The organism is Bacillota bacterium (assembly GCA_018333655.1).
Lineage (GTDB): Bacteria > Bacillota > UBA994 > UBA994 > UBA994 > BS524.
The window spans coordinates 1-12,123 of sequence record JAGXTJ010000051.1 but is presented as its reverse complement, the minus strand read 5'-3'; the positions used below and the strand labels follow the sequence as shown (position 1 = coordinate 12,123).

Sequence of the window (12,123 nt, the reverse complement as noted above, 5' to 3'; positions counted from 1 at the left end):
GCGTTTAAAGAGGCCGTGAGCTACGCAAGTGCCTACAACTGGGATACTGCTATCCGTGCGTGTCTTGGAAGGGGATCTTGCGAGATGGAGCAGGGAAGACTGACCGAAGCATATCGGTGGGCAGAACGGGCGCGGGAGATAGCAGATGATAAGCACTATGCCGATCTCTCGCACCGAGGAAACGTTCTGGCCTGCGAATGCCTAGTACTGCTAGGGCAGCACCGAGAGGCTGATATTTTACTTAAAAACACCTGTGCTACTGCCGACCCAGACACCCGGCGTTATGCTCTGCGGACGTATCTTGCGGCCATGGCGGAAACAAAAGCCATTGCCCATACGACTGTGTCATGGGCAATGGCTGAGCTAGAGCGGCTCCGGAACCCTACCGATCTAATCCTAGATCTAGAAGACCAATGGGCGATCGATAAAGTAGGGTTGCTTGCTAAGGGCAGTGTTCAAGAACTCGCCCAAACCATAGAATACTTTGGTAATGAGTTTGCCCGCTTGGGGTGTGGCGGCCGGTCGGCAAAAGTTCTTAGATTCGGGGCCGAACTTCTGCGCAGTCTAGGTGCGGTGGAGATTGCCTACGACATGTTGGCGAAGTCCTGCCAGCTGCGGGAGAAAGGTAGCGGGTAACCCAGAGGTTCTGCATGCCTAGAGAGCATGGCAGGCGGGTTGTTCACCTTCGTGATCGAGAAGGGTCACTTGCCGTGCTGAAGTTTGCGGCGGAAGTCAGCCATTGTGTCAAAGCGAAAGAGGGGCGTCCTGCGGAGAGTCAGCAGACCTTGCGATGTGCAAGCGAAGCCCTTGTTCGTAGTAACACCAAGGCGCAATGACGCTTGCCTGACTGCCGCTACCACTCTTTCATCGTAGTCCCCCATTGGGTAGCAAAAAGACACCACGTCGACTCCGAAGCGACTCTCAAGTTCGCGCTGAAAGATGACGATTTCGTCCTTCAGTTCTTCGTCGTTTAGTGTTGGTAGGCTTCTGTGGGTGCGAGTATGGTTGCCAAGCTCAAAACCGTTGGCGAGGAGAGTCTCTACTTGAGATTCTGTCATGTAGCCAGGTTGCCCCAAGTGGCCGGTTACAAATAGAACGCCGGTAAAGCCGAGCTCCCGCATGATGGGCCATCCGTTTTCGTAGACCCCTACATAGCCGTCGTCAAAAGTCAGCACTACAGGTTTCTGCGGTAACTGTGCACCTTCGGCGTAGTGGGCATAGAGCTCTCTTAGGGTAATAGTCGTGTAGCCATGTTTCTTTAGATGCTCCATATGGCTACGAAAGACCGCCCTGTCAATGAACATCTCTCTATCCCCACTACCTATTGCTCCAATTTCATGGTACACCAATATTGGCACGCCCTTGTAAGGCATGGCGTTGATGAAAGAGGTAATGACCAAGGCCAAGGCCAACAAAGGCACCGCTAGGAACAACTTTAGTTTCATGTCCTGCTTACGGGATATTAAATCTGATGCTAATATCTTCCGCGTGCCACCTAGTGTGCGAGTTCACGATCACTGTCGCTAACTGTACTGAAGTAGGGGCCTTCCTATAAGTATCACTCGTTTGGCTAGTTCCCCATAGCCAGTAGCCAACTGGCGAGTACAAATGGGCGGCGCTAGTGCGCGCATTTGCCATGTGTGTGCCTGTGTTCGTGTTCAAAGTAGGGCCAGTCAAGACCTGAGCCATGGTGATTTGCCTATAGATGTTAACGTTGGAGAGAGTCGAGTTGAAGGGATTGTTGATAAAGGACACTGTGCGGGAAAACAGAGTAGAGAAGGTGATACCATCTCTTAAAGTAATAGAGACGGAATCGGTGTTTGAAGTGTTTGTAATCTGCACATGCAGGTAAACAGAACTCCCCCCTACATATTGGCTCGGGAGCGGAGTACTCGATTGCCACCAAGTGGCGTCATACCTATTAGTAGAGGTGTTCCAAACAAGTGTGTACGAGAAGAGATGCCATCCTGAGTTTGGGTAAAAGACTATGCCGTAATCGCCCACAACCGAACTGGTGGCATTATTGACAGCGAAAAAAACGTATGGCCTGTCGGGAGATGTTGGTAAGGTAGTAATATGCGGTAGGTTCACGAAAGTTGTCGCTTGGTTAAACCCAGTTGTGCTCCGTACAAGCCAGAAAACGCCAGATTGATCGCTGAAATCTACAACATCACGATAACCAGAGGTAAGGGCAGTCAGCCCAGTTCCGGAGGTGGCGTTCACTGTACTAGTAGCAGCATTTAGCATCCGTTGTTTTTGTAGATTTGGTGTTGTCATGCCGTTAGGCAAAGCGATAGTAGTTCCGTCTTTAGAAAGCTGTCCATACATGCCCTCGCGCGTTAAGGGTGGAGCATCAAGCAGGCTTCTAACAACTTCTTGAACCTGTGCAGGTGTAAGATTATGAGCCCTAGCTTGTTGCGATAGGCTCCTTAGCTGATCTTGGCCATTGGGGACTGACTCCATAATCCGCGTGATATCCATCGCTTCAATGCCATGTTGCGCAAACCATGCAAGTTCAGTGTTGTGAGGCAGTTGCGTAACGTCATTTAGTGCCGAAGCGCTTAGTGTGGAGCTAAGCATAATACACGCCAAGAAAGTAATGGCGACAAATCTTCTTCTCATATTTCTGACCCCTTCTATATCGTATAGTTTGCTAGATAGAATCCAGCAAAATAACCCTCTTGAGCAGCATAGTCAGCAACTCCACCTCGCTCCAAAAAAGTCCGTACACACTGTGGGAATCAGCCTTAATTTCGGGTTGGCGGAGGCAGTACTGGCGGTGGAGGCTCCGCTAACGGGGCCGCGCTAATGGTCAATTGCCCACTCTGTGCTACGGCTGCTGGAAATACTGGCGTAGCCAAGACGAAGCAGAAAACCAGTGCCAAAGCTAAGAATTTTTTCATGTTTTTCACCCTCTCTTTTTTCTTGCCACCATAATACATTACTGCGTACTAGTGTCACAAGTCCATAATAGTGTCGCCTGACACTGAGAGGAGCCCCTTGTTTTACGGCGTGGCAACATCTCGCGGGGCATGGTAGCCAAGATGTCGTGACCAAGTACTGGAACTATGATAAAATATGTTTAGCAGAGGCCCTGGGAAGGGGGAAAGTTATGAAAGAACAACGTCAGGGGCGAATATTAGAAATAATAAATAGGCATCCAGTGGAAACACAAGAGCAGTTGGCTCAATTTTTGGCAGCTGCCAACTTTAGGGCCACTCAAGCAACGGTATCGAGGGATGTCAAAGAACTTGGTCTTATAAAAATCATTAACAAGTCGGGCAAGCAGGTTTATACGCAGTCACCAAGTAACGGCGGCGACAGCCTGACCGACCGCCTAGTGCGCATTCTACGCAATGCGGTAGTAAGTCTTGACTACACAGCAAATTTTATAGTCATCAAAACCTTCCCTGGTGGTGGCAATGCCGTGGCCGCGGCTCTAGACAGCATGCAGTTAGCAGGTGTTATGGGCACTATCGCCGGTGACGACACTATTTTGGTCATTAACAGGCAGGTGGAGGAGACTCCTCTCATCGTCGAGAGATTAAAGCGTATGCTGAACGCGGGGCTTGCCAATTGAGCACTGGCCTAATTGACCGAGAGGTAGACAGAATTTCATATCTTGCTAGGGGAGCCCGCAATTTGGGCTGAGAGGGGCGTAAATACACCCTAACCCTTTGAACCTGATCTGGGTAAGGCCAGCGTAGGGAAGCAGCAGCACGAATTGTGCCCATGTTTCTCACATGGGTATTTATTTTTTCGTCAAAAGGAAGACACGCAAATTTCAAGGAGGCTTGGTTATGAAAGACAAAAAAACCCTAATGCTAGTCGAGATCGCGGTAATGGTGGCATTTTCTTACATCCTCAGTCTATTCCGAGTGGTGGAGATGCCACAAGGAGGCTCAGTCTCACTGCAGATGCTACCCCTCTTTGTGGTGGCGCTACGCTGGGGCGGTAAAGCGGGCATCGTCGCAGGCCTGCTCTTTTCGGGCCTTAAGCTACTCGTCGAGCCTTTTATCGTGCACCCTGTGCAACTTCTTTTGGATTACCCTTTCGCTTTCGCCGCCATCGGTTTGGCGGGTTTCTTTAAGGACAAGCCGATCGCGGGGGTAGCCATCGGCGGGGTAGCCCGTTTTGTCATGCATTTTGCTTCAGGGGTGGTATTCTTCGGCCAGTATGCTCCAGCGGGCACGAGCATTTATGCTTTTTCCTTTGTCTACAATATTACCTACATGGGGCCAGAGATTGCCTTGGCGCTCTTCACCGCACCTTTGCTTTTGCGCCGTTTGTCTAAAGACAAGAATGAAGACTACTCCTTGCTGAGTAACCTAATTGAGATACTTTCTTTCGCTGCCCCCTTAGCCGCCATGGCACTTGTGCTCGGGCTGCGGGATAGCATCCCTGCGGTCAACTATACTTCCCTCATCTTGTGGGGCGGCTTGCTTCTCTACCATCTCTCTCAAGCGAAAAAAGACCTAGAGAAAGCCAAACGCGGTCTAATTTTGGTCACAATCCCTCCGGCACTTGTCTACCTGGCCTCTTTGCTCCTCCGCTAAGACTACCGGGTGCTCTCCACGATATGTCGGTGGATGCCCCGCTGCCACAATGCGGCAACCATTCCCCGCCTACTCAACGAGATAAAAAAGAGAATTCGCGAGAGGAAGCGGCTCCCACGAATTCTTCTTGTTTATGGCCTTGTTACTACCCAATACCAGTTGTCGAAAAACGCAGATCTTGAAATGGTGAGGTTGTTTGTGAACCAGTAGAAAACTGTCTTCTGCCCTTGAGGAGTCGATGTATTGATTGGCTGGAGCCATGCAAGCGACCCTTTTGCTTCAGGTGAGCCTGCACCATACTTCACCTCGTGCCTAATGCGCGGGTACGATGGTTGGCTTTGATTAGTTAGTTGAGTTGAAGATGACCCTAATGAGAATGAGAAGCCAACAGCAGGAGGGTATCCGAGAGAAAATGATACGGCCCCACCGCTAGTAAAGTTGCCCATGGGTCCATATTCCACTACAGTCTGCCCATTTCCAGGTTCATTTGCTGTGTTCGCCTTTGCGAAATTATACGCGCCTGCTTGAGATGTATGTTGGGTTCTGATCTGTAAATAGTCTTTATTAGGGTCTGCATCGTACGACGCATTGAGATAATAGGCAGCAGCCGTAGTGGTATAGGTACCGAAGTTAGATGATGCTGTGTACGATCTAATTGTAGAGTCGAAAATAATCCAACCCGCCGACTGGATAGACATCCCTTGCTCCAAGTCTACATTCCTTAGATCCGACTCCGACTGCGCGATCATGTTAGCGATTGAGGCCTGTATTTCTTCCGCAGACATATTGTGCTTTTTATCAGTAACTACTTCAATAGTGTGAGTACGACCATCAGCGAGCTTCATCACACCTGCGGCGACACGCTTGGTTCCATGTCCAAGCTTTGTTTCTTGTGTGAGTTCAATTCCTATGTATCTAGCGACTTTCTTTGCGTCCACTGAGTCTCCATACGCAACTATGGCTTTACCGTTGCCAAACTGTGTTTTGAGGTTCTGTACTGCTTCAGGAGCAGCCTTGCCCAAGATTTCACTGTCAATGAGAAGACCGACTATATCAGCTGCATTCTTTGGGAGCTGGTTCAGCGAGGTGAGAACTTCTGAAGGCACAGAGCTTTTCACAGGCTTTTCTGTGACAAGCAAAACTCCAGTGCCCCCTACTGCTACAGGATTTGGTTTTGAAACACTTTGCACCGATGCTACGAACGTAACCACGAAGACAACGGCTAACAGGATACATAGTATTTTACGCACCAATTTGCCACCTCCGCATTAATTTGGTTTCTAGGGTACTATAGGTGTAGCCCAATCATAGGTAAGCATTGCGCAAAGTCCGGGAAGTGCTGCTGTTGCACTAGAGAACGAGCTTCAGTGCTTGGAGGATGTGCGATAGCTGCTTGTGTTACCAACCTGCAAAGTGGTATAGAGGCAGATAGCGCATGTCACTCATTGCGGGGAATGAATGAGCTCTGCTACTCGAGCGTTGATTGTGCTTATCAATTCGTTTAGCTCGTGCAAAGTGTTGACGTGTATGTCCTGAGACCGTATTTGTCCTCTTACGAAGGATCCGTATACTCTTTCGAAGTGATTATGGAGTTCCGAGAGAAAAATTTTAAGCTGGGCGGCCTTCGTTACATATGGCCTTATCGCATCGTCATCTGAAGAACATTCTAGAAGGGCTAACCTCAAAAAGCCCTCCAGTGATGAAATAGGGTTATCCAATGAAGCATAGTTCACGAGCAGACTATTTTGACGTTTGAACACTACCCCCTTCATTCTGGAGACCTCGATCTGCAAATCTATCAGCTTTTCTATAGTCTCATTTTGCGTTAGCTGTTCCAAAGCACTAATGACATGCGTTAGCTGTGTCATTAGTAAGCTTATCTCTTCACGCAGGGCTTGTTCCTGTTGGTTCTCAAACCCTGCATTCTGCATGCTAAGGGTGGTAATGGTCAGGGAACTGACGACGCCAATTGCCAAGATGATAAACAGTATTAGTAACTTTGGCTTCACAAAAAGTCATCCATTCCCTTCTCATGTATCTAGACCTTTTCGGGGTTCAATGTGTAACTTCATGAGATAATAGAGAGACCTCTTCCAGAAGCACACCACTGGCACTGTGAGCCCTGGCAATACAACGCACACGGTATGTCCCCCTGACAACCCAATGGTAATTATCCATGTAGACCCCCGGGAGCCCTGGTCCCGATGAAGTCCAAGACTTCACTGTGCTCCAACCGTTGCCATCCCGCCTCTGGAGTTCCATGATGAGAGTAGCGGTATCGGACCGACTATAAAGAGCAACGCTTCCGCTGCAGGCGGCCTCGCCCCATGCAGAAATGGATAAACGCGCCATCACATGTGAGATGTGGGTGAACTGTGGAGATATTGGCCCGTGTAACTCGCTGTGTGCCGCAAGTACTTTAACGCTAAATGTCAAGATGGTTAGAACGGCTAGTAATGCACATACGATTTTCCTCATAAACAAACACCTCCCTTCTAGTACCCTCACATGTATAGACACTTAAGGGAGGAAAAGTGCAACATTTTTTCGGAGACTATTTTATGAATTTTACTCCTTCGGCCACTTTTATAGCTGTACCGATGTCGGTCTGTGTCTTAATCATAAACAGACGACCTTCTTGCTTCCAGACGATGGTGACCAAATTGTTCTTTACCACCAGCGTACCGGACTGGTCGTTCATGCTTATCTCTTCAAAGCGATCGGCGTTTTCAGTGTCAAGTACCATGCTGCTCGCTTCGTCAAGTTCGGTGTAGAGTATAAAGGTCTGTGTAGAGGCGTTCTCAAACACTATTCTCTTCAAGCCTTCATTGAAGGAGAAGGAGTTTACCTCGTACCCCTCGGGTAAATAAGTCGGAACATAGGTATTGCTCCAATTAACGACCATGCCGCCTCCCTCGCTGCTTTCGCTACCTCGAAGCTGAAAAGCTGTGTATTCCGGCCGTATGTCCATCCAGATGTTCATTACTCGGGTCCTAAAGGCCGAAACGGTGGCCATGGCGGTAAAAAACACTGTAAGGAGAGCTAGGAGACAAATTGCCAGGCCGCGCACAGTGGCGATAGCAACCTGCTTGCGCTCTGCCTGCCGTAGTTTTCGGAGCTCAATATCCAGTTGTTTGCCAAACTTCTTAAGTAGTAACTCGGAGGGCTTTGAATCGGGTGAGTCCCCCATAGTCTGCATTTGCTGCAAGATGGCCTTCCCCTCATGCTCTGCTACGTCGTGTAAGAGCATTTTGAATAGGGCATCTTCGTACTCCTCACGGAACTTGGCCTGGTTACTGGGCATGGTCTTTCACCTCCTCCTCAATTAGTTTCTTTGCTGCTCTTCGCGCCCGTGTCAGGTACTGTCTGACGCTGGCGGGAGTGATGTTTAGCAACTCAGCAATATCTACGTCATGCAGTTCCATAACATACTTGAAGTAGAGAAGATCCCTGTCTTTCTCGGGCAGTCGCAGTATGGTTCGCCATAGGTCTTCCCGCTCATCCCAGTAAATCACCTTATCTTCCACACTCTCTCTAGGATCAGCTGCCCCTTCTGCCAGATCTTCCTCCAAGCCGAAGTAAACATACTTGTCTTGCACGGTACGATGCCGGACGAAGTTAATGCCTATGCTTCTACTTGTATAGACAACATAGGCGGCTAATCTGCAACAGTCTAAGGTGCGTAGTATAGCGATTTTTCCGATTAGCTTCATAAAGGTGTCGTTTGTGAGGTCTTCAAGACAGGCCCTATCGCCGGTTATCTTAAGAATGGCGCTTCGCACAAACCCGTAGTGCACCTTATATAGGTCCATCATAAAATCCCTGTCATCAGGATCTGTTATCATAGCAAACAACACAAGCATTTTGTCTTTTTCGCCCCCTCGTCAGGCTATACTGCAATAAAGTTCCATCAGCTCTAGAGCCCATTCCCCATGTAACTCTCACCAAACACTCCCGAGTTTCAGAAAAGATGACAAAATGCTGTCGGAGATGTCGCATTCCCTCCGTCCCTGTGCGACAGGGCTACGGCTGCAATCGCCGCAGCTCCGCAATCAGGCGGCCTAGCTCCTGCAAATACTGACCATACTGTGCCCAGTTGCCAGTTCTCGCTGCCCCCTCCGCCGCTGCGAAGGCTCTCTCGATGGCTGCTGCCAGTTCGGCTATGGGCAGGGGAACTCCGGTTTCACCAGGCGGGGGTGGAGTGGGGTCCTCTATTTCGGTGCCCACAAGTTCAGACAAGGCCTGCGCGAAAGTCTCGGCCATGGCGATATTATCTTCCGTTGCCACGATTACCCTCTTTAACTCTGGCAGGCTATTGCCAGTAGCCTGGATGTAGAGCGGCTGTACGTAGATGAAGGAATCCCCCACGGGGATGAGTAATAGATTTCCCCGAAAGACGGTTGAGCCGCCTTGCCCCCAGAGGGTAAGCAGGGGGGAAATCTCGGCGTCTTGGTTAATTCTGGCCTCAATTTGCATCGGGCCTTGCACGAGCACGTCCTTAGGCAAGCGGTAGAGCAGAAGTTCGCCGTAGTTTTCGCCATCACTTCTCGCAGTCAGGAAGGCGATTAAATTGTGCTTGGGGTTTTCGGCTGTCCCCGCAGGGGTAAGGGGCAGTAGCAGGGCAAACTCGTAACGGCCCTCGGCGGTCATCGGTAGGCTGGTGATGGTGTAGTAGGGGTTCACGGGCTGATCGCGCTGCCCTACTGGTTCGCGCGCGATGCGCCAAATGTCCTCCTTATTATAGAAGGTAGAGGGGCTAGTCATGTGGTAAGTGGCCAGCATATGCGCTTGTATAGTCAAAAGTTGTTCTGGGTAGCGAATATGCGCCCGTAGGCCTGCGGGCATGGCGGACAAGGGCTGTAACAGGCCGGGGAAAGCGGCATGGAGAGTGTTGGCGATAGGGTCTTCGTGGTCTACCTGATAGAAATCCACTGTGCCCTCGTAGGCGTCGACCACAACTTTTACGGAATTGCGGATGTAGTTAATGCCGGTAGGGTCATGTGGTGTAGAGTAGGGAAAGTGTTTCGAGGTCGTGTAGGCGTCTATTATCCAAAAGAGGCGCCCGTCGTTAATGACCAAGTAGGGGTCGGGGTCGTAGCTAAGAAACGGCGCGATCATACGCACCCGCTCTAAGATATTGCGGTGGAAAAGAATGCGACTCTCTGGCTGTACATCATCGGAGAGCAAGAGCATCGTTGTGCCATAGCGCAAGCTGAACATAAGCTTGTTAAAAAAGGTCAAGGGCACGCCGTCCTGCCCCACGTAGCGGGTGGTAGCATTCTCTTCCCCTAGGGGGAAGCTAAATTCATCGGTCTTGGCGTTTACTGTGACGTAGCCCCCGGGGAACTCGCCAAAGTATATTTCTGGGCGGGTAATTTGTAGCTCGGGATGCAGAGAGCGCGGTGGTATGTCTTGTACATAAAAGAGGGGCTCACCCCGTGGGCCAGTGCGATTAACCGGCGAAACGACCGCACCAAAGCCATGAGTATAGCGTAGGTGCTCGTTAATCCAGGTGCGAGCGGCTGGGTATAGATCCTCGACAGAAAGCTCACGCGCAGCCAGCATCACTTGCTCTAAGCTGCCCTCCAGCACATAGCGATCGATGTCGACATCGTGAAAACGATAGTAAACCCGCATACCCTGGAGCTGACGGTAGGATCTGAGTAGCGCCGTCCAGTCGAGCAAGCGTGCATTTGTTAAGGCGTATTCATGTTCTCTAAAATGGCGCGTGGAGAGGGGAGCAGGCGCCGGTAGATCTTTGATGGTGATTGCGTCAAGGCCGAACGCACGGCGCGTGAACTCAATATTGTGGCGAATAAAGGGCGTCTCGCGCGCCAGTTCATTGAGTTATCCACACTTTTACCCTACTTATCCACAGGAATAAAGGGCGTCTCGCGCGCCAGTTCATTGGGCTCGACAATGTACTGCTGAACGATGGCGGGGTAAATGCCCCCCGCCAGGAGGGACACTGTCATCATCGCTGCAGGCACTCCAAGGAGCAGTTTTGTCTTTCTCACCTTGAGGTTGATTAGGGCTACCATGGCACCCACCACGGCCAGCGCCATCAGTATGTAGAGAATGGGGAGCGAGGCGAAAAGATCTGTATAGCTAGCCCCAAAAGCCACGCCGCGAGGCGAATACACCAAGCGGTAGGCGTCAATACGGTAGGAAGCAGCCTGTAGAACAAGGAGCACAGCAAGCAAGCCTGATAGGTGCTTGATCGCCCGCGGATTGCCCGTACGAGCCAAAGCGACATTGTTTGTGGCGGCGTAGAGAGCGAGCGTGGCGATTGTCGTCATTAGAACTACGCCAAAAGCGGCGGAGACAACCCCGCCGATAAACGGCAGGCGAAAAAGGTAGAAAGAGATGTCCGCTTGGAAGAGCGGGTCTACCGTGCCGGTGGGCTGACTATGAATAAGCATGAGGGCCTCATGCCCGGCTGAGCTAGCTGGCAAGGCAATGAGTACCGAAAGTGCACATGCGGCAGCCCACAATCCTAAAGTGACATTTTTGCTGGCCAGTATGTTGTCGATCGATTCTCGCCACGGCTGTTCAGTCGGGTAGTAGCGGATGTTCTCCTTGCCTCCTGCGCCACCCGGCAGGCGGAAGCTCTGGCGGAGCGCCATGAAGTTGGGCACAAAAAAGGCCAGCGAAATGAAAAAGGCCGCTGCAAATACTGCCGTCTGCGCGGCGAGCGTGCGCAGCAGTATGTGCTGGTAGCCTAAAGACACTAGCCAGAGAAAATCTGTGTAGAAACGCGCAGAGGCAAGTAGGCCGACCAGAAGTAGTAGCAGTAGAACGATTAGGCGCGACTTGAACTTCACTTGTGCCACCCCATTTCACTTCACGATTACTTCAATAACTTCCCCACTCACTCGTCATAATCCTCTTTTGGCACAACTATGCCATTACTCGCTCTTGACTACGAACATATGTTCGCATATGATGGGTGCAGAAGGTGGGGTGAGCGTGTGAGAATTGAACGTGAGGCCTTGTCAGGAGCAATTTCCTTAGTGCTAGATGAAGGGTATATTGCGATTGAGGCTAGGCCACGGGCTGGTTTGACCTTGTTTTTGGCGCAAGTCGGCAGCGAGCTAGTCAAGAAATGCAAGGGGGATTTACTCTATGTTAATGCCGCGGCCGGGGAGGGCGACATTATGGCGCAGATTGGCGAGAAAATGGGCTGTGTCTGGCGGAGTGCCTTGTCGACTACAGAGTTTCTTCATGATTTGAAGCGAGCTGCGCCACTCGTCCTGCTAATAGACGGAGCCGAGCGCTTGACGGCGCCAGAGAAGGCGCAGCTGACACTGTTTTGTCACGCATTTCGCAATGAGCGCATGTTCGCGCCAGCCTTGTCGCAAGTGTATGTGGTTGTGGGCGCTCGCGAGGCGTGGGAGGCCGCCAGCGTGCAGCTAGACTATTTTTCGCTGCGCGAAGTGGCGGAGCTGCTCTCTCGGCCGACTCGCGACAATGTCAGTGTAGCGCTCTATGCCTGGACCAAGGGCTCGCCCGCTTTGACGCGCGAGGTGGTGCAAGCCTTAGGGTGTCGCGAGGTGGTGCAAGCCTT

Annotated in this window: 12 protein-coding genes and 1 riboswitch; of the genes, 4 read left to right on the top strand and 8 right to left on the bottom strand. The window is 50.9% G+C overall.

All coding sequences use genetic code 11. From position 1 onward, the window contains the following. A partial coding sequence (locus tag KGZ92_09445) for a hypothetical protein (protein ID MBS3889485.1) occupies positions 1–636 on the top strand: 636 nt, incomplete at its 5' end. Between the two features lie 65 nt (positions 637–701). On the opposite strand, the gene KGZ92_09440 is transcribed toward KGZ92_09445, so the two are convergent. Further along, positions 702–1,445, bottom strand: coding sequence for a polysaccharide deacetylase family protein (locus KGZ92_09440; GenBank protein ID MBS3889484.1), 744 nt, complete (start codon positions 1,443–1,445; stop codon positions 702–704). A 7-nt stretch (positions 1,446–1,452) separates the two neighbouring features. Beyond that, positions 1,453–2,622, bottom strand: coding sequence for a hypothetical protein (locus tag KGZ92_09435; protein MBS3889483.1), 1,170 nt, complete (start codon positions 2,620–2,622; stop codon positions 1,453–1,455). 490 nt (positions 2,623–3,112) lie between these two features. Here KGZ92_09435 and argR point away from each other — a divergent pair, with 490 nt between their 5' ends. Both argR and thiT read left to right on the top strand, forming a co-directional pair. After that, positions 3,113–3,580: an arginine repressor gene (argR, locus tag KGZ92_09430; protein MBS3889482.1), complete on the top strand. Its 468-nt coding sequence runs from the start codon at positions 3,113–3,115 to the stop codon at positions 3,578–3,580. 37 nt (positions 3,581–3,617) lie between these two features. After that, positions 3,618–3,727, top strand: a riboswitch (TPP riboswitch). A gap of 73 nt (positions 3,728–3,800) precedes the next feature. After that, the gene (gene thiT / locus KGZ92_09425; GenBank protein MBS3889481.1) at positions 3,801–4,556 is read left to right on the top strand and encodes an energy-coupled thiamine transporter ThiT; all 756 of its coding nucleotides are present in this window, start codon (positions 3,801–3,803) and stop codon (positions 4,554–4,556) included. A gap of 131 nt (positions 4,557–4,687) precedes the next feature. Here thiT and KGZ92_09420 read toward each other — a convergent pair whose 3' ends face one another. The 6 genes from KGZ92_09420 to KGZ92_09395 form a co-directional block, all read right to left on the bottom strand. Next, positions 4,688–5,806 carry a hypothetical protein gene (locus tag KGZ92_09420; protein ID MBS3889480.1) on the bottom strand — a complete coding sequence of 373 codons (1,119 nt, stop codon included), beginning with the start codon at positions 5,804–5,806 and terminating at the stop codon, positions 4,688–4,690. A 192-nt stretch (positions 5,807–5,998) separates the two neighbouring features. Further along, on the bottom strand, positions 5,999–6,565 hold the full coding sequence (locus KGZ92_09415) for a hypothetical protein (GenBank protein ID MBS3889479.1): 567 nt from the start codon (positions 6,563–6,565) through the stop codon (positions 5,999–6,001). Positions 6,566–7,110: 545 nt separating this feature from the next. Beyond that, a complete protein-coding gene (locus KGZ92_09410; protein MBS3889478.1) occupies positions 7,111–7,860 on the bottom strand; it encodes a DUF4367 domain-containing protein in 750 nt (249 codons plus the stop codon). Beyond that, entirely contained in the window at positions 7,850–8,419 is a 570-nt protein-coding gene (locus KGZ92_09405) for a sigma-70 family RNA polymerase sigma factor (protein MBS3889477.1), read from the bottom strand. The genes KGZ92_09410 and KGZ92_09405 overlap by 11 nt, the downstream gene beginning before the upstream one ends. A gap of 160 nt (positions 8,420–8,579) precedes the next feature. Then, positions 8,580–10,394: a UPF0182 family protein gene (locus tag KGZ92_09400; protein MBS3889476.1), complete on the bottom strand. Its 1,815-nt coding sequence runs from the start codon at positions 10,392–10,394 to the stop codon at positions 8,580–8,582. A gap of 26 nt (positions 10,395–10,420) precedes the next feature. Then, entirely contained in the window at positions 10,421–11,380 is a 960-nt protein-coding gene (locus KGZ92_09395) for a UPF0182 family protein (GenBank protein ID MBS3889475.1), read from the bottom strand. 147 nt (positions 11,381–11,527) lie between these two features. Here KGZ92_09395 and KGZ92_09390 point away from each other — a divergent pair. Further along, on the top strand, positions 11,528–12,123 hold a 596-nt coding region (locus KGZ92_09390), incomplete at its 3' end, for a hypothetical protein (protein MBS3889474.1).